This is a genomic window from Pseudooceanicola marinus, assembly GCF_002786295.1.
Lineage (GTDB): Bacteria > Pseudomonadota > Alphaproteobacteria > Rhodobacterales > Rhodobacteraceae > Pseudooceanicola > Pseudooceanicola marinus.
The window spans coordinates 286,717-307,508 of the sequence record NZ_PGTC01000029.1 but is presented as its reverse complement, the minus strand read 5'-3'; the positions used below and the strand labels follow the sequence as shown (position 1 = coordinate 307,508).

Genomic DNA, 20,792 nt, shown 5'->3' with positions numbered 1-20,792 from the left:
TCTGTAATGTCTCGTATTGGTAAGAAACCGGTCGAGCTGCCCTCCGGCGTCACCGCGACGCTGGACGGCCAGACCGTCGAAGTGAAGGGGCCGAAGGGCACCCACACCTTCACCGCCACTGACGATGTGACGATCGCTGTCGAAGACAACGCCGTCACCGTCACCCCCCGCGGCACGTCCAAGCGGGCGCGCCAGCAATGGGGCATGTCGCGCACCATGGTCGCGAACATGATCCAGGGCGTGACCACCGGCTTCAAGAAAGAGCTGGAGATCAACGGTGTGGGTTATCGTGCCCAGGCACAGGGTCAGATCGTCAAACTGAACCTCGGCCTGTCGCATGACGTCGACTTCCCGGTGCCGGAGGGCGTGACCGTCACGACCCCGAAGCCCACGGAAATCGTGATCGAAGGCAATGACGCCCAGCTTGTGGGCCAGGTCGCGGCGAACATCCGCGAATGGCGCAAGCCCGAGCCCTACAAAGGCAAGGGTATCAAGTACAAGGACGAGTTTATCTTCCGTAAGGAAGGTAAGAAGAAGTAAGGACCAGACAAATGGCAAATACGAAACGTACCCTGTTTCTGAAGCGCCGTCTGCGCGTCCGGAACAAGCTTCGCAAGGTGAACGCCGGTCGCGTGCGTCTCTCCGTGCACCGCTCGAACAAGAACATCAGCGTTCAGCTGATCGACGATGTTCAGGGCGTCACCCTGGCCTCCGCCTCCTCGCTGGAGAAGGACCTGGGCATGGTCGGCAAGAACAACGTCGAGGCGGCCTCCAAGGTCGGCGCGGCGATTGCCGAACGCGCCAAGAAAGCCGGCGTGGAAGAGGCCTATTTCGACCGTGGCGGCTTCCTGTTCCACGGCTCGATCAAAGCCCTGGCAGACGCAGCCCGCGAAGGCGGCCTGAAAATCTGATCATCGGGAGGCGGGGGCAACCCCGCCTCCTTCGATCTACCGACGGGCGGGGGTGTCCCCGCCTTTCGACCCCGCTGCGGGCACTTCGGTGCCCCGATGATCCGGGAGACGCCGTGGCCACGGGTCACGCGCCTCACCTGGATTGGATAACCCGGGCGGTCACAGGACACGCCCATGAAGTGAAGGAATTGCCTCATGGCAAGAGATGACAACCGGGGCCGCCGCGACCGCGACGAAGCACCGGAATTCGCCGATCGCCTGGTAGCGATCAACCGCGTGTCCAAGACCGTCAAGGGCGGTAAGCGTTTCGGCTTCGCCGCGCTCGTCGTCGTGGGCGACCAGAAGGGCCGCGTCGGCTTCGGCAAGGGCAAGGCCAAGGAGGTCCCCGAGGCCATCCGCAAAGCCACCGAGCAGGCCAAGCGCCAGATGATCCGCGTTCCCCTGAAAGAGGGCCGCACCCTGCACCACGACATCGAAGGTCGTCACGGTGCCGGCAAGGTCGTCATGCGCACCGCACCGCAAGGTACCGGGATCATCGCAGGTGGCCCGATGCGTGCCGTCTTCGAGATGCTGGGCATCCAGGACGTGGTCGCCAAGTCGACCGGTTCGCAGAACCCCTACAACATGATCCGCGCCACCCTGAACGGCCTGACCAAGGAATCTTCCCCGCGTCAGGTGGCTCAGCGTCGTGGCAAGAAGGTCGCCGACATCCTGCCGTCCCGTGACGAAGCGCCCGCCGCTTCCTCCCAGGTCGCAGAAGAGGCGTAAGGAGGCTTCAACATGGCTACCATCGTCGTCAAGCAGATCGGCTCCCCGATCCGTCGCCCCGCCATCCAGCGCCAGACGCTGATCGGCCTGGGACTGAACAAGATGCACAAGACCCGCGAACTGGAGGACACCCCCTCCGTGCGCGGCATGATCCGCAAGATCCCCCACCTGGTGGAGATCGTCGAAGAGAAGGCCTGAGCCTTCCTTCACGGTGAGTGAACAGGACGCCCCGGTCGCAAGGCCGGGGCGTTTTTCTATGCGCAGGGCTTGGGACGCGCCGCGCCGCACAACCGACCTGCGGGAGCTGCGGTTGCCCCGCCTGCGCGCCAATTCTACCAATGAGGCCAGCCGCGCCGTCCTCACGACGGCCAGGAGATTCCATGCCCCTCGACCCCGACGCCTTTCGCCACCATCCCGGCCTCCTCGGCAAGATCCGTGACCCGGAGGAGAGCTTCTTCCGCACCATGGTCCCCGCCGATCTGGAGGCGGAGGCGATGCGCCGGGGCGGAGAGCCGATCACGCTCTATACCGACGAGGAGCGTGAGGAGATGCGCCACGCCACCCTGGCGCCGCATTACGGCGAGGACATCTGGGTCTTCGCCTACGGGTCATTGATGTGGGATCCGGCGATCTACTTTGCCGAGCTGCGCCGCGCCACCCTGCCGGGCTATCACCGCTCCTTCTGCCTGGTGGACCGCAGCGGCGCGCGCGGCACGGCGGACGCGCCCGGCGCCATGGCGGGCCTCGGCCAGGGGGGCAGCTGCGAGGGGCTCGTCTTCCGCGTACCCGCCGCCTGCGCCGAGCAGGAGACAGAGGTGATCTGGCGCCGCGAGATGGTCGCGCCCTGCTACCACGCCGTCTTCGCCCCGGTGGAGACCGCGCAGGGCGAGGTGCAGGCCCTGTGCTTCGTCGCCGACCCGCATGCGGAGATGATCGAGGCGGATCTGCCTCACGCCGAACGGATCCGCTATCTTGCCACCGGTGAGGGGTTCCTCGGCACCAGCCGCGAGTACCTCGAAAACGTCATTGCCGGCTGTCGGGAGCTGGGCATCGACGATCCGGACCTCGACGCCCTGCTGGCCGAGGTCGATGCCTGGCCCAGCCCTGCGCAGGTCGCCACCCAGGACTGAGCCCGCGCCTCAGCGCACCGGGATCTCGGCGTAGTCGGGCAGGGCGGTGATGACGCCCGGACAGGTCTGGTCGCTGTCGGCGAAGGCAATGAAATGATGCCCGCCGTAGGTATCGACCGTCAGCACCGGCGCATTAGGCCCCAGGGGGCCGATCGGCACCGGCTGGCCTGCCTGATCCAGCCAGTAGATCGTCATCGGCCGGTTCTGCGCCGCATAGCGGAAGGTCGCGGTGAAGGGCGTGCCCCCGTCCACGGAGCGCACCGTGCCCGGTTCGGGACAACCGAAGGAGAGCTCCACCCCACCGGGGCGCGATGTCGGGGCAGGGGCCTGAGCCTCGCTGAACATGCCACCGCCCAGCCCGTTGCGTGCGGCACATTCGTCAACCTTCAGGATCGCGGCGGCAGAGCCGGCCAGCGGGCGCGCATAAACCTGGTTGTCCATCTGCACCCGGAGCTGGCTGCCCTGCATCAGGGCCTCGACGTCCCAGGCCGCCAGCCAGACGATGGTCCATCCGTCCACGGCGGTGCCGCTGACCGATGTGCTCTGGCCGTCGATGGTCAGGGTGCCCTCCCAGTCGGGACGGGAGGTGACCGGCAGGATCAACTGCCACTGGCTGGTGGCGTAGCCGATGGTCATCTCCGACCAGTCCGGCCCCGATGTGGCGGCGCAGTAGATCGGGGCGCCTGCGGGGGAATGGCCCAGGCCGACGGTCCAGCCGCGCGCCTCGCCATAGCGCAGGACCTCGCGACCCTGGGTGGGCACGGCGTCGGTGATGTCGGGAAAGGCGGATTGGGCGCCGGCGGGACCGGCGAGGGAGGCCAGCCCGGTCAGCAGGGCGGCGGCGAATCGTAGAGGGGGGCGCATGGTGGCATGTCCTGGAAATGAAACGGATCAAATCTTAGCCGGGTGTGCCGCCCCGCCTGCGACAGATTGCACCGGGGCGGCCCGTCCATCAACGGTGGATTACCCGACCGTAGGGTTTCGCCCGGCACTCTTGCCCGGATGAAGGGCAGGCGCCATATAGGGGGCAGCCCAGAGGAGATGCAGATGCCCCGCCCGACCCGTTCCGCCGTCGCACCGGCCCAATCCCTTCTGGCGCTGTCCCTCTTGGCCCTGCTGGCACTGACTGCCTGTTCCGGCAGCAGCTACCGGCCCGCCCCGGCCTATGAAACCCAGACCGGCGTGCACGGCACGGTCGGGGTGGGCGTCAACAGCCGCAAGGGCCTGGTGACCAATACCGACCTGACGCTGTCGGTCTGCCGCCAGCCGCGCCCGGTCACCCTGGGCGTGGGCGTCAACAGCCGTACCGTGGACCTGGAGGCGCGCTGCTGATCCGGGGCCCGCGCGGGCGGGCCTGATTGGCGCCGTCCGGAGACGGGTGGGCTGCCGCTGGCCTTGCATCGTGAAGGCACAGGCCCTATACGCGCCCGGTGGCCCGGTTCGCAGAATCGGGGCCGCGTTCAACCAACCAAGAAAAGCCGCGTTCGTCCCAACCGCTTCGGGGGCGTTTCCGGCCAAGGAGAAGCGATATGAAACTGAACGAACTTCGCGACAATCCCGGCGCATCCCCGCGCAAGCAGCGTATCGGCCGTGGCCCGGGTTCCGGCCGTGGTAAGATGGGTGGCCGTGGTATCAAGGGTCAGAAATCCCGCTCCGGCGTCGCGATCAAGGGCTACGAAGGCGGCCAGATGCCGCTCTACCAGCGCCTGCCGAAGCGCGGCTTCAACAAGCCCAACCGCAAGAAATTCGCCGTGGTGAACCTCGGCCTGATCGCCGCCTTCATCGAAGCCGGCAAGATCGACACCAAGGCTCCCGTGACCGAAGACGTGCTGGTTGCCTCCGGCCTGGTCCGCCGCAAGCTGGACGGTGTCCGCATCCTGGCCAAGGGCGACATCGCCACTGCCGTGAACCTGGAAGTCACCGGTGCCTCCAAGTCGGCCATCGAGGCCGTCGAAAAGGCCGGTGGTTCGCTGAAGGTGGCTGCCGCAGCCGCGGAATAAGGTTGTGAGCCGCTCGCGGGCGGCTTACATCTTGCCACGTCATTTCTCATTGAGCGCCGCCGAGCCTGAAAATGGCTTCGGCGGCGCTTTGCCAAGAAAGAGAGCCATATGGTATCTGCAGCAGAACAGATGGCTGCCAACACCTCCTGGTCTGCCCTGGGCAAGGCCACGGAGCTGCGCAAGCGCATCCTCTTCACCATCGGGTTGCTGATCATCTGCCGCCTGGGCACCTACATTCCCGTTCCCGGCATCGACGGTGCCGCGCTGCGGGAGTTCATGGAAGGCGCTGGCCAGGGGATCGGCGGCATGCTGTCGATGTTCACCGGCGGCGCCTTGGGCCGCATGGGGATCTTCGCCCTGGGCATCATGCCCTATATTTCCGCCTCCATCATCGTCCAGCTGATGACCGCCATGGTCCCGGCGCTGGAACAGCTGAAGAAGGAAGGCGAACAGGGCCGCAAGAAGATCAACCAGTACACCCGTTACGGCACCGTTCTGCTGGCCACGCTGCAGGCCTATGGCCTGGCCGTGTCGCTGGAAGCGGGCGACCTGGCCTCCGATCCGGGGCTCTTCTTCCGCGTCGAGGCGGTCATCACCCTGGTGGGTGGCACGATGTTCATGATGTGGCTCGGTGAACAGATCACCGCCCGCGGCATCGGCAACGGCATCTCCCTGATCATCTTCGTCGGCATCATCGCCGAGGTCCCCGCAGCCCTGGCACAGTTCTTCGCCTCGGGCCGTTCGGGCGCCATCAGCCCCGCGGTGATCGTGGGCGTGATCGTGATGGTGATCGCGGTGATCGCCTTCGTGGTCTTCATGGAACGTGCCTTGCGCAAGATCCATATCCAGTATCCCCGCCGCCAGGTGGGGATGAAGGTCTATGACGGTGGCTCCTCGCACCTGCCGATCAAGGTGAACCCGGCGGGCGTGATCCCGGCGATCTTCGCCAGCTCGCTGCTGCTGCTGCCGACCACGATCTCGACCTTCTCGGGCGCCGACTCGGGTCCCGTCATGTCGACGATCCTGGCCTACTTCGGCCCCGGCCAGCCGCTCTACCTGCTGTTCTTCGTCGCGATGATCGTCTTCTTCGCCTACTTCTACACCCACAACGTCGCCTTCAAGACCGACGACGTGGCGGACAACCTGAAGAACCAGAACGGCTTCGTGCCGGGCATCCGTCCGGGCGCCAAGACCGCCGAATACCTGGAATATGTGGTCAACCGCGTCCTCGTGCTCGGCGCCGGCTACCTGGCTCTGGTCTGCATGCTGCCCGAAGTGCTGCGCAACCAGTTCGCCGTGCCCTTCTACTTCGGCGGCACCTCGGTGCTCATCGTCGTGTCTGTCACCATGGACACGATCCAGCAGGTCCAGTCGCATCTTCTTGCGCACCAGTACGAGGGCCTGATTGAAAAATCGCAGCTGCGCGGTAAAGGTAAGCGCCGCGCACGCAAGGGAGGAGCTGCACGCCGATGAATATCATTCTTCTTGGACCGCCGGGCGCCGGCAAGGGCACGCAGGCCGGGTTCCTGGTGAAAGAGCGGGACATGATCCAGCTGTCCACCGGGGACATGCTGCGCGAGGCTCGCACCTCGGGCACGGAAATGGGCAACAAGGTCGCCGAGGTCATGGACCGGGGCGAGCTCGTCACCGACGAGATCGTCATCGGCCTGATCCGCGAGAAGCTGGAAGGCCCGCAGAAGGGTGGTTTCATCTTCGACGGCTTCCCCCGCACCCTGGCCCAGGCAGATGCGCTGCAGGCGCTGCTGGAGGAAGAAGGCCAGACGCTCGACTACGCGATCGAACTGCGCGTGCGGGATGAGGTGCTGGTGGACCGGATCGTGGGCCGGGCCCGCGAAACCGTGGCCGCCGGCGGCACCGCCCGGGCCGACGACAATGAGGAAAGCCTGAAGAAGCGCCTCATGGAATACTACAAGAAGACCTCGCCGCTGCTCGGCTACTATCACGCGAAGGGCAACCTGAAGCGCGTGGACGGCCTGGCCGAGATGAATGTGGTGAAAGCCTCCATCGGCGCGATCCTCGACGCCTGACCAGGCACGACATCGCGATCTTTGCCTGCGGGGCGCCTTCGGGCGCCCCGTTGCGTTTTGGCGGCAGGGTCGTGCCGTTCCTGACGGTGCTTGTCATTGGTCTCTGCCCGGCCTGCGGGGGCAGGGTAGGGCATGCGTAGCTCCTTCTGCCGTCCCGTCCTGTGCCTGATCGCGATCCTTGCTGCTCGGCCAGTCTTGGCCGATGCCGCGGGGAGGCTCCCTGAGGGCCGGACGCCCCCGCGGCTGACCTTTCATCCCTACGACTGACACCCGGTGGCAAAGCCAGGGGAGATCGAGCCGGCCCCGGCCTGTGCGATCCCCTTGATCCCGCCGGGCGCGCGATGTACCTTTCTGCGGTGACCTGCGGTTCAGGGACCATGCCGCAGGGGTCCCGTCCCTGCACACCCCCGCCATGTCGCGCGGGGTGGCACGGAACGGTGAAAAAGGGGTTGACCCCCCGCCCATTCCCCCCTACGCAGCCCTATCTACGAGGGCGTCCGCGATTCCCGCATATGCCCAGTAGTCCGTATTCAGACATGGCCCAAGGTCACCGTACCTCGGGCCATCCTGTTGTGAAAAAAGGATCTGGAGCTACGGATCCGCAACCGAAGGAAAGTGACCATTGGCACGTATCGCCGGCGTTAATATCCCGACTGCAAAGCGGGTGCCCATCGCCCTCACCTACATCACCGGTATCGGCCCCTCCTCGGCCAAAGCCATCTGCGAAGCCGTGAACATCGACGCAACCCGTCGCGTGAACGAGCTGTCCGACGCCGAAGTGCTCTCCATCCGTGAGCACATCGACGCCAACTACACCGTGGAAGGCGACCTGCGCCGTGAGACGCAGATGAACATCAAGCGTCTGATGGACCTCGGCTGCTACCGCGGTCTTCGTCACCGCCGCAACCTGCCGGTTCGCGGTCAGCGTACCCACACCAACGCACGGACCCGCAAGGGCCCCGCGAAGCCGATCGCCGGCAAGAAGAAGTAAGGGGAGTACGCAGACATGGCACGTGATACCCGTCGTGGGGGCAAGAAAAAGGTCTCCAAGAACATCGCAGCTGGCGTTGCACACGTTAACTCCAGCTTCAACAACACCAAGATCCTGATCTCTGACGTGCAGGGCAACGCCATTTCGTGGTCGTCCGCCGGCACCATGGGCTTCAAGGGCTCGCGGAAATCCACCCCCTATGCCGCTCAGATGGCTGCCGAAGACGCAGGCAAGAAGGCACAGGAACACGGTGTGAAGACCCTCGAAGTCGAAGTGCAGGGCCCCGGTTCGGGCCGTGAATCCGCACTGCGCGCCCTGGCCGCAATCGGTTTCAACATCACCTCGATCCGTGATGTGACCCCGATCGCCCACAATGGCTGCCGCCCGCCGAAGCGCCGTCGCGTCTGATCGGATATACCCATTTCGGGGGGTCGCGCCACGGCGCGGCCTCTCTTTCGTCTTTTTAAACCTCGGGCGTGCCGACCTTCGGACATGGGGTCGGGACAGGAATTGAGGAGACACGCATGATCCACAAGAATTGGGCCGAACTGATCAAGCCGACTCAGCTTGACGTGAAACCGGGCAATGACCCGGCGCGCCAGGCGACCGTCGTTGCCGAACCGCTGGAACGCGGCTTCGGTCTGACGCTCGGCAACGCGCTGCGTCGCGTGCTGATGTCGTCGCTTCAGGGCGCTGCCATCACCTCCGTGCAGATCGACAACGTCCTGCACGAGTTCTCCTCCGTTGCCGGTGTGCGTGAAGACGTCACCGACATCGTCCTGAACCTGAAGGGCGTCGCCCTGCGGATGGAGGTCGAGGGGCCGAAGCGCCTGTCGATTTCCGCCAAGGGTCCGGGGGCCGTCACCGCCGGCGAGATCTCCGAAAGCGCAGGCATCGAGGTCCTGAACAAGGATCACATCATCTGCCACCTCGACGAAGGTGCGGACCTGTTCATGGAGCTGACCGTGAACACCGGCAAGGGCTACGTCCCCGCCGACCGCAACAAGCCCGAGGATGCACCCATCGGCCTGATCCCGATCGACGCGATCTACTCGCCGATCAAGAAGGTCTCCTACGATGTGCAGCCCACCCGTGAGGGCCAGGTGCTGGACTATGACAAGCTGACCATGAAGATCGACACCGATGGGTCGATCACGCCGGATGATGCCGTGGCCTATGCCGCCCGCATCCTCCAGGACCAGCTGTCGATCTTTGTGAACTTCGAAGAGCCCGAATCCGCCGGCCGCCAGGACGAGGACGACGGTCTCGAGTTCAACCCGCTGCTGCTGAAGAAGGTCGACGAGCTGGAGCTCTCGGTCCGTTCGGCAAACTGCCTGAAGAACGACAACATCGTCTACATCGGCGACCTGATCCAGAAGACCGAAGCAGAGATGCTGCGCACGCCGAACTTCGGCCGCAAGTCCCTGAACGAGATCAAGGAAGTGCTGTCGGGCATGGGCCTGCACCTGGGTATGGATGTCGAGGACTGGCCGCCGGACAACATCGAAGACCTGGCCAAGAAGTTCGAAGATCACTTCTGAGGTCAGCGACCGGAACTTGGGCAGGGCGGGGGGATCCCCGCCTTGCCTTTTTCGCGACAACGGGCCCGTCTCGCTGTTGCACAAATGGGCGGACCGGGCTATCCGGGCGCCCTCGGGCAAGTGCCCCAAGGAGAGTCGGTGACACGCATCGCCGGCCGGACAAAGCAAAACCGCCCGTAGAGGGCACATAGGAGTAAGACACATGCGTCACGCAAAAGGCTACCGTCGCCTCAACCGTACCCACGAACACCGCAAGGCCCTGTGGTCGAACATGGCCGGCTCGCTCATCGAGCACGAGCAGATCAAGACCACCCTGCCCAAGGCCAAGGAACTGCGTCCGATCGTCGAGAAGCTGATCACCCTCGCCAAGCGTGGCGGTGATGATCTGCACGCCCGCCGTCAGGCCGCCTCCAAGCTGAAGCAGGACGCCTTGGTCCAGAAGCTGTTCGACGTCCTCGGCCCGCGCTACGCCGACCGTCAGGGTGGCTACATCCGCATCATGAAAGCCGGCTTCCGCTACGGCGACATGGCGCCGATGGCGATCATCGAATTCGTCGACCGCGACGTCGACGCCAAGGGCGCAGCCGACAAGGCCCGCCTGGAAGCGGAAGAAGCCGCCGAGTAATTCCGGCCTTCCGACCTGATTTCCGAACCCCCGGTGCCCCAGGCGCCGGGGGTTTTCCTTTGCCCCGCGCCGCGCCGCCCGCCCTTGCGCACGCGCTGGTGAGCTCGCCTGGGTTGCCATTCCCGCCCGCGCTCCGCATATCTGGGGCCACGCCCCACGCACAGAGAAAGGCCCCCAGGTGTTCCGAGCTCTTGCCGCCCTCTGCCTCGCCTGCGCCCTGGCGCTGCCCGCCCAGGCCCGCATCCCGTTCTCGAAGGAGGAGATCACCCTCAGCTTCGCGCCCCTGGTGAAGGAGGCGACGCCGGCGGTGGTCAACATCTACGCCAAGCGGATCGTCGAAACGCGGTCTTCGCCCTTTGCCAATGATCCGATCTTCTCCGAGTTCTTCCGCAACTTCGCGCCGTCGCGACCGCGGGTGCAGAACTCGCTCGGCTCCGGGGTGATCCTGTCCGACGACGGCTACGTGGTGTCGAATTACCACGTCGTCGGCCAGGCGGATGAGATCAAGGTGGTGCTGAACGACCGGCGAGAATTCGATGCCACGGTTCTGCTGTCGGATCCCCAGGCGGACCTGGCGATCCTGAAGCTGGAGGGGGCGCAGGACATGCCGCACCTGGAGCTGCGCGACAGCGACACCGTTGAGGTGGGCGAGCTGGTGCTGGCCATCGGCAACCCCTTCGGCGTGGGCCAGACCGTCAGTTCCGGCATCGTGTCTGGGCTGGCGCGCTCGGGCACGGCCACGGGCAACGAACGTGGCTATTTCATCCAGACCGATGCGCCGATCAATCCGGGCAACTCGGGTGGTGCGCTGATCGATATCAACGGCGACCTGATCGGCGTGAACACCTCGATCCTGTCACGCTCTGGCGGCTCCAACGGCATCGGGTTCGCCATTCCCGCCAGCCTCGTGGCGCAGGTCCTGGACCAGGCCGAGGCCGGCAATGATCGCTTCCAGCGCCCCTGGGCCGGCATCACCGGGCAAAGCGTCGATGCGGACATGGCGGCGCATTTCGGGCTCGACCGGCCCGAGGGGATCGCCATCACTCAGATGCACCCGGCCTCGCCCTTCGCCGACGCGGGGTTTCAGCCCGGCGACGTGATCCTGGCGGTCGATGGCATGCCGGTCTCCTCCCCGCCGGAGATGATCTTCCGCATGACCGTGGCGGGCCTTGGCAATGCGGTGTGGGTGACGCGCCTGCGCGATGGCCGGGAGCGCGAGATCGAGGTGACCCTGGCGCCGCCACCCGAGGATCCGCCGCGTGACCCGGTGACCACCGGTCAGGCCTCGGCCCTGCCGGGCATGCGGCTGATCACCGTGAACCCCGCCGTGATCGCGGAAAACCAGCTGCCGCAGGACGCCCGGGGCGCGATGATCGACGACCCCGGCGCCATCGGCGCCCGTGCGGGCCTGCAACGGGGCGACGTGATCCAGGCCGTCAATGACACTGTGGTCGACGGCGCCCCCATGGCCGAGGTCGCGCTGACCCGCGCCAACGTCTTCCTGCAACTGACCGTGCTGCGCGACGGGCGCAGCCTGTCCCTGCGCTTCCGGCTCTGACATGGTGGATCTCTTTGACAACGGGGCCGACGGAACGGCCGGCGCAGAGGGCGGCGGCAACAGCGCGCCGCGCCCGCTGGCCGACCGGCTGCGTCCGCAGACCCTGGCCGAGGTGATCGGCCAGCGCCAGGTCATCGGCCCCGATGCACCACTGACGGTGATGCTGGAGTCGGGCTCGCTGTCCTCGCTGATCTTCTGGGGGCCGCCCGGCACCGGCAAGACCACCATGGCGCGTCTGCTGGCCCATGAAACCAACCTGCACTTCGTCCAGATCAGCGCGATCTTTTCCGGCGTGGCGGACCTGAAGAAGGTCTTCGAGACGGCCAAGCAGCACCGCCGCATGGGGCAGGGGACGCTGCTGTTCGTCGATGAGATCCACCGCTTCAACAAGGCGCAGCAGGACAGCTTCCTGCCGCATATGGAAGACGGCACGATCCTCCTGGTCGGGGCGACCACCGAGAACCCCAGCTTCGAGCTGAACGCCGCGCTTCTGTCACGCTCTCAGGTGCTGGTGCTGGAACGGCTGTCGATGGAGGACCTCGAACAGATGGCGCAGCGCGCCGAAGAGGCCCTGGGCCGCAAGCTGCCGCTGACGGCGGAGGCGCGCGAGGCACTTTTGGCCATGGCCGACGGCGATGGCCGCGCCTTCCTGAACCTCGTCGAACAGGCCGCCGCCTGGAAGACGAAGGAGCCGCTGACGCCCGAGCAGCTGTCGGCGCGGCTGATGCGGCGCGCGGCGAAATACGACAAGTCGGGCGACGAGCACTACAATCTGATCTCGGCGCTGCACAAATCCGTCCGGGGCAGCGACCCGGATGCGGCGCTCTACTGGTTCTGCCGGATGCTGGAGGGGGGCGAGGACCCGCGCTATCTGGCGCGGCGGATCACCCGCATGTCGGTCGAGGACATCGGCCTGGCCGATCCCCAAGCGCAGACCGTCTGCCTGGACGCCTGGCAGGTCTACGAACGCCTGGGCAGCCCCGAGGGGGAACAGGCCCTGGCCAATGCGGTGATCTACCTGGCCCTGGCGCCCAAATCGAACGCGACCGAGATGGCCTATCTCGCCGCCCGCGCCCAGGCCCGCAAGACGGGCAGCGTGATGCCGCCCAAACACATCATGAATGCGCCGACGAAGTTCATGGCGGGGCAGGGCTATGGTGCCGGCTACGCCTATGACCACGATGCCGAGGATGGCTTCTCGGGGCAGAACTACTTCCCCGAGGAGATGCAGCGCACCGAGTTCTATCAGCCCGTCGAACGCGGGTTCGAGCGTGACCTGAAGAAGCGGATCGAGTATTTCGCCAAGCTGCGGGCGAAACGCGCGGGCAACCCCGGGACCTGATGCCGGTGCGGCGTGGGCCGGGCGCCCTGCGCAACCCGGCTAATACCCCGTCGACACCCTTGTAAAACTTGACAACCGCGGGCCCGCGCGCGACAGACGCCGGATGATCCTGACCGTTCTTCAAGTTGCCGCCGGAGGCGCCGTTGGCGCCTCGCTCCGATACCTGTCGGGGGTGGGTTTGATGCGCGTCTTCGGGCCCGGCCTGCCGATCCCGGTGGGCGTGATCTTCGTCAACATCCTCGGCTCCTTCCTGATGGGGGTGCTGGTGGTGGTCATCGGCGAAAAGGGCCTGGGCCACTGGAACCCCTTCCTGGCGACGGGGATCCTGGGCGGCTTCACCACCTTCTCCTCCTTCTCGCTGGAGGCCTTCACGCTTTATGAGCGGGGGGAGCCGGGGCTGGCTGCGGTTTACGTCGGGATCAATGTCATTCTTTCGCTCGCGGCCATCGTCGCGGGCACCTACGCGATGCGGGCGGTATTGGTATGAGCGGTGTGCAGCAGATCGAGATCCCGGCGGGTGACGCCGACATGCGGCTGGACCGCTGGATGCGGCGGACCTTCCCGCAGCTGACGCAAGGGCGCATCGAGAAGATGTGCCGCAAGGGCGAGCTGCGCGTGGATGGCGGGCGGGTGAAATCCAACACCCGGCTGGCCCCCGGCCAGGTCCTGCGCGTGCCGCCGATCCCCGAGGGCGAGGCGCCCGCGCCCCAGGCGGGCCCGCGCATCAGCGACGACGACGCCAAGATGATGCGCGACGCCGTGCTGTGGATGGACGACCATATCATCGCCCTGAACAAGCCCGCCGGTCTGCCGGTGCAGGGCGGCTCGAAACAGACCCGCCACGTTGACGGGCTGTCCGAGGCGCTGCGCTTCGACTACGACGAGAAACCCCGCCTGGTGCATCGCCTCGACAAGGACACCTCGGGCCTGCTGCTTTTGGCGCGCACGCGCGAGGCGGCCTCGAAGCTGACCGGCGCCTTCCGCTCGCGCGAGACTCGCAAGATCTACTGGGCGCTGGTGGCCGGCGTGCCGCAGCCCTACATGGGCACGATCAAGTTCGGCCTTGTGAAGGCCCCGGGCCATGGCTCCGGCGGCGAGGGGGAGAAGATGATCTGCGTGCATCCGCGCGACGTCGACAGCACCCCCGGCGCGAAACGCGCGGTGTCGGATTACTCGGTGCTGTGGCGCCTGGGTCAGCGCGCCGCCTGGGTCGGCCTGGTGCCGGTCACGGGCCGCACGCACCAGCTGCGCGCCCATATGGCCGAGATGGGCCATCCGATCATTGGCGACGGCAAATACGGCGGATCCAGCCAGGAGAACCTCGGCGACGGCTGGGGGGCGCAACTGGGCGGCGAGATCAGCCGCAAGCTGCATCTGCACGCCCGTCTTCTGCGGTTCACCCATCCCTTCACCGGCAAGGAGATCGAGCTGGAAGCGCCGCTGCCCGATCACATGAAGCGCAGTTGGGACCACTTCGGCTGGTCCGAGGATACCGTGCGCAAGGATCCCTTCGATCTCGACGAACCGCTGGACTGAGGACCGCGCCATGGCAGATCTGCGACTGGTCATCTTCGACGTGGACGGCACCCTGTCCGACTCTCTGGGCGAGATCGTCGGCGCCATGGAGGCGGCCTTTGGCGCCGAACACATGACGGTGCCCGACCGGGACCGGATCATGGGCATCATCGGCCTGTCCCTGGAGGAGGCCATGCCGCAGCTGGCGCAGGAGGCCCCGGCCTCCACCCATGCGCGGCTGGTGGCGGGCTACAAGGCGGCCTATCAGAAACAGCGCCTGGCGGCGGGGCCGGATCATTCGCCGCTCTTCCCGGGCATGCGGGCGCTGGTCGAACGCCTGGCGGCGGAGCCCGAGACCCTGCTGGCCGTGGCCACTGGCAAGTCGCGGCGCGGGCTGGAGGCGCTGCTCGACACCCACGGGCTGCGGCCCTTCTTCCAGTCGATCCAGGTGGCCGACGACCACCCCTCGAAACCCCATCCGTCGATGGTGATGACCGCCCTGGCCGAGACCGGCGTGGACGCCTCCCGCGCGGTGGTGATCGGCGACACGACTTACGATCTGGAGATGGCGCGCGCCGCCGGCGTGGCTTCCATCGGTGTGGCCTGGGGCTATCACCCGGCCGACCAACTGGCCCAGGCCGACGTGGTGGTCGACACGCCCGACGACCTGGCCCGGGCCATCGACGCCCTGACGACCGGAGACAAGACCTGATGAGCGATTGGAAGCCCCGCCGTTTCTGGACCGAGGCCGCCGCCCTGCCGGTGACCGGCGGCTACACCGTGCAACTGGACAAGCGCCCGGTGAAGACCCCGGCCAAGGCCGCGCTGGTGGTGCCGACCGAGGCACTGGCCCAGGCCCTGGCCGCCGAGTGGGACGCCCAGGAAGAGGTGGTCGATCCGAACACCATGCCGATGACCCGCACCGCCAATTCCGCCATCGACAAGGTGGCCGTGCAGCGGGCCGAGGTGGCGGAGATGCTGGCCGCCTATGGCGACAGCGACCTGCTGTGCTATCGCGCCGACAGCCCGGCGGAACTGGTCGACCGGCAGGTGGCGCACTGGGACCCGATGCTGGATTGGGCCGAGGCCGAGCTGGGCGCGCGACTCAGCCCGCGGACCGGCATCATCCATGCGCCGCAGGATCCCGCCGCGCTGGAGGTCCTGCGGGACCGAGTCCATGCGCTCGACCCCTTCGAATTGGCTGCTTTCCATGATCTGGTGGCGCTCACGGGCTCTCTGGTGCTGGGCTTTGCCGCTTTTTTGACCACCCGGTCCGCAGACGAGATCTGGGAAGTGTCGCGCCTCGATGAGCGCTGGCAGGAGGCCCAGTGGGGAATCGACGAGGAAGCACGGCAGATCGAAGCCCTGAAAAGGGCATCTTTTGACGATGCGCGCCGATTCCTGGCGCTTCTGCATCGGTAAGATTGCCTAGAAAACCTCTTGAACGGACGCGCCTGCGCTGACGCGCCGCGACCGACCTGTGCCTTCGTCGCAGATCGGATCGTTCGCTTTCCGTGATGAATGGGTTGACCCATAGCGATGAATCCGCTCACTGTTTAAGCACTGTTAGGGGGAGCACCTCTAGCGCTTTTTGTCTCCGACCCCAAAGGGGCGGTGAACTGCCGCTGCAGACATGGATGCAGACAAGGCGGAAAATCAGGAAGAGGTAAACATGAAAAAATCCGTATTTCTTGGCGCGCTGACCGTCGCTGGCCTGGCCGCTGGCGTGGCTGGTGCCGCCACCCTGGACGACGTGAAGGCCCGCGGCACGCTGAACTGCGGCGTCTCCACCGGCCTGACCGGCTTTTCCTACCCCGACGCCAACGGCGAGTGGCAGGGGTTTGACGTCGGCTTCTGCCGCGCCGTTGCCGCCGCAGTCCTGGGCGATGCCAGCGCGGTCGAGTTCGTTCCGACCACCGGCAAGACCCGCTTCACCGCCCTGGCCTCCGGCGAGATCGACGTGCTGGCCCGGAACACCACCTGGACCTTCTCGCGCGATGTCGACCTGAAGTTCACCTTCGTCGGCGTGAACTACTATGACGGCCAAGGTTTCATGATCCCGAAAGAGCTGGGCGTGTCCTCGGCCAAGGAGCTTGATGGCGCCACCGTCTGCATCCAGACCGGCACCACCACCGAGCTGAACCTGGCCGACTACTTCCGCGTCAACAACATCAGCTACGAGCCGGTCCCGATCGAGACCAATGCCGAAGCGCAGCAGCAGTTCCTGGCCGGTGCCTGTGACGTCTACACCACCGACGCCTCGGGCCTGGCCGCGACCCGCGCCACCTTCGAGAACCCGGGCGACTACGCCGTCCTGCCCGAGATCATCTCGAAGGAGCCGCTCGGCCCGCTCGTCCGTCATGGCGACGACGAATGGGGTGACGTGGTCCGCTGGACCCTGAACGCCCTGATCGCTGCCGAGGAATACGGCGTCACCTCGGCCAACGTTGCCGACCTGGCGTCTGCGCCGACCGACAACCCGGAAGTGAACCGCCTGCTGGGCACCGAAGGTGAACTGGGCGCCATGCTGGGCCTGGAAGCCGACTTCGCCGTGGACGCGATCTCCGCCGGCGGCAACTACGGTGAACTGTTCGAGAAGAACATCGGCGAGAACACCCCGATCGGTCTCGCCCGTGGCCTGAACGCCCAGTACACCGATGGCGGCCTGCTCTACAGCCCGCCGTTCCGCTAAGATCCAACGGCGGAGGGCGCGGCACTGGCTGCGCCCTCCTGCCATCGGCCCCCTCGGGGGCAGTTACCGGCCCCGCGCGCAGACGCATTCCAGAACTGGCCGGACACGGGGAAGATTCACATGACAACGCTTACTGATCCGCCGGCGGAGTCGTTCAAGCTATCCATGCTTGTCTACGACACGCGCTATCGGTCCATCACATTCCAGATCATCGCGCTGATCGCGTTCCTGCTGTTCTTCGGCTGGCTGACGCTGAACACGGTCCAGAACCTCAACGACCTGGGCAAGGAAGTCTCCTTCGGCTTCCTCGGCAATCCCGCCGGGTACGACATCAACCAGCGCCTGATCGAATACGACAACCAGGACACCCACCTGCGTGCGGCCTTCGTCGGCCTGCTGAACACGCTGCTGGTCGCTGTCCTGGGCTGTATCACCGCCACCGTCATCGGCGTCATCGTGGGCGTGCTGCGTCTGTCGGGCAACTGGCTGATCGCGCGCCTGATGACCGTTTACGTCGAGATGTTCCGCAACGTCCCCGTGCTGATGTGGATCATCCTGGCCATGGCCGTCCTGATCGAGGGCCTGCCGGCGCCCTCGGCCTTCCGCGGCGACGATCCCGATTCCACGATGAAGCTCTTCGACAGCGTCGCGCTGACCAACCGGGGCGTCTACATCCCCGAGCCGCTGTTCTCGCGCGGGCTGGGCGACATCTCCTTCTTCGGCGCCTTCGACATCAGTGTCGACCTGATCGCGATCCTGGTGGTGTTCATCGGCTCCATCTGGGTGTCGAAACGCATCGGCCGCAAGGCGGATGCCACCCAGGAAGCCACGGGCGTCCGCCCCACCACCTGGCACATCCGCACCGCCGCTGTGATCCTGCCCACCGTGATCCTGCTGGGCATCCTCGGCTTCCACCTGGGCTACCCGGAACTGCGCGGCTTCAACTTCCAGGGCGGCACGCACATGCGCAACTCGCTGATCGCGCTGTGGCTGGCCCTGTCTCTTTACACCGCCGCCTTCGTGGCGGAGATCGTGCGCGCCGGCATCCTGGCCATTTCCGCCGGCCAGACCGAGGCCGCCGCGGCGCTTGGCCTGCGGTCCAACCGGATCATGTCGCTGGTCATCCTGCCCCAGGCCTTGCGGGTCATCATCCCGCCGCTGATCTCCCAGTACCTGAACCTGACCAAGAACTCCTCGCTGGCGATCGCCGTGGGCTACATGGACATCACCGGCACGCTGATGGGGATCACCCTGAACCAGACCGGGCGCGAGCTTGAAACCGTTCTGCTGGGCATGGCGATCTACCTGGTGATCAGCCTGATCATCTCCAGCGTCATGAACGTCTACAACGAACGCAAGAAACTGGTGGAGCGGTGAAATGAGCAATACGCACGCTGATACTGTTCTTTACGTCCGCGACACCATGCTGGAACAGCAGGCCCCCCCGTCCTCGACCGTGGGTCCCGTGGGGTGGGCCAAGGACAACCTGTTCTCGGGCTGGCTGAACACGGCTCTGACGGTGCTGTCGAGCCTCTTCATCGCCTACCTGCTGTACCGGCTGATCCCGTGGTTCGTCTCGCCCACCTGGGACGGCAGCTCGCTGTCCAACTGCCGCGAGATCCTGGACGGGCACGAAGGCGCCTGCTGGGGCGTGATCCGCGATCGCTGGCAACAACTCCTGTTCGGGTTCTACCCGCCGGAGCTCTACTGGCGCCCGATCCTGACCCTGGTCCTGCTGCTGGTGGCGCTGGCGCCGGTGCTTTACACCGACTACGTCACGCCCAAGCTGCTGTATTTCTCCGCCGCCTTCCCCTTCCTGATGCCCTGGTTGCTGTGGGGCGGCACCGTCTGGATGCCGCTGATGGCGGCCGCGGGCTTTGCCATCGGGTTTGCCGTCTTCACCCTGGTCAGCCGGCTGCTGAACGCCGGGATCTCGATCTCCGTCGCAGCGGCGGTTGCGGTGCTCTGGTGGGTGTTGCTGGCCGCGCCGGTCGCCAACGGCATCGCCTCGGTTCTGCCGCTGGCGCTGGAGCCTGTGGCCAGTCGTGATTTCGGGGGCTTCATGCTGTCGATCACCATCGGCGTCACCGCCATCGGCTGTTCGCTGCCCATCGGGATCGTCCTGGCGCTTGGCCGCCGCAGCGATCTGCCGCTGGTGAAGATCCTCTGCGTAGGCTTCATCGAATTCATTCGTGGCGTGCCGCTGATCACCCTGCTGTTCGTCGCTTCGGTGCTGCTGAACATCTTCCTGCCGCCGGGCACCAACTTCGACATCATCCTGCGGGTGATGATCATGGTGACGCTGTTTGCGTCGGCCTACATGGCCGAGGTGATCCGCGGCGGCCTCGCCGCCCTGCCCAAGGGCCAGTACGAGGCGGCCGATGCGCTTGGCCTCGACTACTGGAAGGCGCAACGGCTGATCATCATGCCGCAGGCCCTGAAGATCTCGATCCCGGGGATCGTGTCGACCTTCATCGGGGTGTTCAAGGACACCACGCTGGTGTCGATCATCGGCCTGATCGACCCGCTGGGCCTGGCCAACGGCATCCGCGCCGACACCGCCTGGAACGGCATCTACTGGGAGTTGTTCATCTTCATCGGTGCCGTCTTCTTCATCTTCTGTTTCTCCATGTCCCGCTACTCGATGTACCTGGAGCGCAAGCTTCAGACCGGCCATCGCTGAGGAGGTAATATCAAATGACCAATACCGCAGTCGAAACCCCGACTCCTGCCGCGATGAAAGTCTCCGACGAGGTCGCCATCCAGATCAGCCAGATGAACAAGTGGTACGGCCAGTTCCACGTTCTGCGCGACATCAACCTGACGGTGAACCGGGGCGAACGCATCGTCATCGCCGGCCCCTCCGGGTCGGGCAAGTCCACCATGATCCGCTGCATCAACCGGCTGGAAGAGCATCAGGCGGGCAAGATCGTCGTCGACGGGACCGAGCTGACCTCGGACCTGAAGAACATCGACAAGGTGCGGTCCGAGGTCGGCATGTGCTTCCAGCACTTCAACCTGTTCCCGCATCTGACGATCCTGGAAAACTGCACCCTGGCGCCGATCTGGGTTCGCAAGACCCCGAAGAAGGAAGCGGTCGAGACCGCGATGCACTTCCTGGAAAAGGTGAAGATCCCAGAGCAGGCCAACAAGTACCCCGGACAGCTGTCGGGCGGCCAGCAGCAGCGTGTGGCGATTGCCCGGTCGCTCTGCATGAAGCCGCGCATCATGCTCTTCGACGAACCGACCTCGGCGCTGGATCCGGAGATGATCAAGGAGGTGCTCGACACCATGATCGAGCTGGCGGAAGAGGGCATGACGATGCTCTGCGTGACCCACGAGATGGGCTTTGCCCGCCAGGTCGCCAACCGCGTGATCTTCATGGACCAGGGCCAGATCGTGGAACAGAACGAGCCGGAAGAGTTCTTCAACAATCCGCGCTCGGAACGTACCAAGCTGTTCCTCAGCCAGATCCTCGGCCACTGAGGCCGCCGCAGATCAGGATCAGAAGGCCCCGCTTCGGCGGGGCCTTTTTCGTTGCGAGGGCGAAGGGGGACGGGCCGAGGCAGCATATGGCCGGGGGGCAACTTTCAACGGCAATTCACCGGTCATGACAACGCTTGGCACAATGGTGGCGGTCGACAGAGGCGCCACGGCGTCGTCGTCGGTCC

The 20,792-nt window shown here is 65.7% G+C and carries 24 protein-coding genes; 23 read left to right on the top strand and 1 reads right to left on the bottom strand.

Going from position 1 to position 20,792, the window contains the following annotated elements; translation table 11 throughout:
- The first annotated feature begins 6 nt into the window (after positions 1-6).
- The 5 genes from rplF (at position 7) to CVM50_RS20830 (ending at position 2,809) form a co-directional block, all read left to right on the top strand.
- Positions 7-540 carry a 50S ribosomal protein L6 gene (rplF, locus tag CVM50_RS20850; RefSeq protein WP_085890223.1) on the top strand — a complete coding sequence of 178 codons (534 nt, stop codon included), beginning with the start codon at positions 7-9 and terminating at the stop codon, positions 538-540.
- Positions 541-551: 11 nt separating this feature from the next.
- A complete protein-coding gene (gene rplR / locus CVM50_RS20845; RefSeq protein ID WP_085890222.1) occupies positions 552-911 on the top strand; it encodes a 50S ribosomal protein L18 in 360 nt (119 codons plus the stop codon).
- Between the two features lie 195 nt (positions 912-1,106).
- Entirely contained in the window at positions 1,107-1,679 is a 573-nt protein-coding gene (gene rpsE / locus CVM50_RS20840; RefSeq protein WP_085890221.1) for a 30S ribosomal protein S5, read from the top strand.
- A gap of 12 nt (positions 1,680-1,691) precedes the next feature.
- On the top strand, positions 1,692-1,877 hold the full coding sequence (rpmD, locus tag CVM50_RS20835) for a 50S ribosomal protein L30 (protein WP_010137495.1): 186 nt from the start codon (positions 1,692-1,694) through the stop codon (positions 1,875-1,877).
- Between the two features lie 182 nt (positions 1,878-2,059).
- Positions 2,060-2,809: a gamma-glutamylcyclotransferase gene (locus CVM50_RS20830; protein ID WP_157792262.1), complete on the top strand. Its 750-nt coding sequence runs from the start codon at positions 2,060-2,062 to the stop codon at positions 2,807-2,809.
- A gap of 9 nt (positions 2,810-2,818) precedes the next feature.
- Here CVM50_RS20830 and CVM50_RS20825 read toward each other — a convergent pair whose 3' ends face one another.
- Positions 2,819-3,673, bottom strand: a complete 855-nt coding sequence (locus CVM50_RS20825; protein WP_085890219.1) for a hypothetical protein — start codon at positions 3,671-3,673, stop codon at positions 2,819-2,821.
- 183 nt (positions 3,674-3,856) lie between these two features.
- On the opposite strand from CVM50_RS20825, the gene CVM50_RS20820 reads away from it, so the two are divergent.
- The 18 genes from CVM50_RS20820 (at position 3,857) to CVM50_RS20735 (ending at position 20,607) form a co-directional block, all read left to right on the top strand.
- Complete coding sequence (locus tag CVM50_RS20820; RefSeq protein WP_143515673.1) at positions 3,857-4,141, top strand: hypothetical protein; 285 nt, start codon at positions 3,857-3,859, stop codon at positions 4,139-4,141.
- A 197-nt stretch (positions 4,142-4,338) separates the two neighbouring features.
- A complete protein-coding gene (gene rplO, locus CVM50_RS20815; protein WP_085890217.1) occupies positions 4,339-4,809 on the top strand; it encodes a 50S ribosomal protein L15 in 471 nt (156 codons plus the stop codon).
- A 108-nt stretch (positions 4,810-4,917) separates the two neighbouring features.
- The gene (gene secY, locus CVM50_RS20810; protein ID WP_085890216.1) at positions 4,918-6,282 is read left to right on the top strand and encodes a preprotein translocase subunit SecY; all 1,365 of its coding nucleotides are present in this window, start codon (positions 4,918-4,920) and stop codon (positions 6,280-6,282) included.
- Positions 6,279-6,857, top strand: coding sequence for an adenylate kinase (locus CVM50_RS20805; RefSeq protein WP_085890215.1), 579 nt, complete (start codon positions 6,279-6,281; stop codon positions 6,855-6,857). Before secY ends, CVM50_RS20805 begins: the two co-directional genes overlap by 4 nt.
- Before the next feature lie 622 nt (positions 6,858-7,479).
- A complete protein-coding gene (gene rpsM, locus CVM50_RS20800; protein WP_085890214.1) occupies positions 7,480-7,848 on the top strand; it encodes a 30S ribosomal protein S13 in 369 nt (122 codons plus the stop codon).
- A gap of 15 nt (positions 7,849-7,863) precedes the next feature.
- On the top strand, positions 7,864-8,256 hold the full coding sequence (gene rpsK, locus CVM50_RS20795) for a 30S ribosomal protein S11 (protein ID WP_058245136.1): 393 nt from the start codon (positions 7,864-7,866) through the stop codon (positions 8,254-8,256).
- Positions 8,257-8,372: 116 nt separating this feature from the next.
- Positions 8,373-9,389 carry a DNA-directed RNA polymerase subunit alpha gene (locus CVM50_RS20790; RefSeq protein ID WP_085890213.1) on the top strand — a complete coding sequence of 339 codons (1,017 nt, stop codon included), beginning with the start codon at positions 8,373-8,375 and terminating at the stop codon, positions 9,387-9,389.
- A 202-nt stretch (positions 9,390-9,591) separates the two neighbouring features.
- Complete coding sequence (gene rplQ / locus CVM50_RS20785; RefSeq protein ID WP_085890212.1) at positions 9,592-10,014, top strand: 50S ribosomal protein L17; 423 nt, start codon at positions 9,592-9,594, stop codon at positions 10,012-10,014.
- 178 nt (positions 10,015-10,192) lie between these two features.
- Positions 10,193-11,572 (top strand): trypsin-like peptidase domain-containing protein, encoded by a 1,380-nt coding sequence (locus CVM50_RS20780; RefSeq protein WP_085890211.1) that lies wholly within the window; start codon positions 10,193-10,195, stop codon positions 11,570-11,572.
- Position 11,573: 1 nt separating this feature from the next.
- A complete protein-coding gene (locus CVM50_RS20775) occupies positions 11,574-12,914 on the top strand; it encodes a replication-associated recombination protein A (RefSeq protein ID WP_085890210.1) in 1,341 nt (446 codons plus the stop codon).
- A gap of 103 nt (positions 12,915-13,017) precedes the next feature.
- Entirely contained in the window at positions 13,018-13,401 is a 384-nt protein-coding gene (crcB, locus tag CVM50_RS20770) for a fluoride efflux transporter CrcB (RefSeq protein WP_085890209.1), read from the top strand.
- Positions 13,398-14,450, top strand: a complete 1,053-nt coding sequence (locus CVM50_RS20765) for an RluA family pseudouridine synthase (RefSeq protein ID WP_085890208.1) — start codon at positions 13,398-13,400, stop codon at positions 14,448-14,450. Before crcB ends, CVM50_RS20765 begins: the two co-directional genes overlap by 4 nt.
- 10 nt (positions 14,451-14,460) lie before the next feature.
- The gene (locus tag CVM50_RS20760) at positions 14,461-15,141 is read left to right on the top strand and encodes an HAD-IA family hydrolase (RefSeq protein WP_085890207.1); all 681 of its coding nucleotides are present in this window, start codon (positions 14,461-14,463) and stop codon (positions 15,139-15,141) included.
- On the top strand, positions 15,141-15,851 hold the full coding sequence (locus CVM50_RS20755) for an ATP12 family chaperone protein (protein ID WP_085890206.1): 711 nt from the start codon (positions 15,141-15,143) through the stop codon (positions 15,849-15,851). Before CVM50_RS20760 ends, CVM50_RS20755 begins: the two co-directional genes overlap by 1 nt.
- 250 nt (positions 15,852-16,101) lie before the next feature.
- The gene (locus CVM50_RS20750) at positions 16,102-17,121 is read left to right on the top strand and encodes an amino acid ABC transporter substrate-binding protein (RefSeq protein WP_085890243.1); all 1,020 of its coding nucleotides are present in this window, start codon (positions 16,102-16,104) and stop codon (positions 17,119-17,121) included.
- 120 nt (positions 17,122-17,241) lie between these two features.
- Positions 17,242-18,498, top strand: coding sequence for an amino acid ABC transporter permease (locus CVM50_RS20745; protein WP_085890205.1), 1,257 nt, complete (start codon positions 17,242-17,244; stop codon positions 18,496-18,498).
- A 1-nt stretch (position 18,499) separates the two neighbouring features.
- Positions 18,500-19,804, top strand: a complete 1,305-nt coding sequence (locus CVM50_RS20740; protein ID WP_085890204.1) for an amino acid ABC transporter permease — start codon at positions 18,500-18,502, stop codon at positions 19,802-19,804.
- 14 nt (positions 19,805-19,818) lie between these two features.
- Positions 19,819-20,607 (top strand): amino acid ABC transporter ATP-binding protein, encoded by a 789-nt coding sequence (locus tag CVM50_RS20735; protein ID WP_085890203.1) that lies wholly within the window; start codon positions 19,819-19,821, stop codon positions 20,605-20,607.
- The last annotated feature ends 185 nt before the right edge of the window (positions 20,608-20,792 follow it).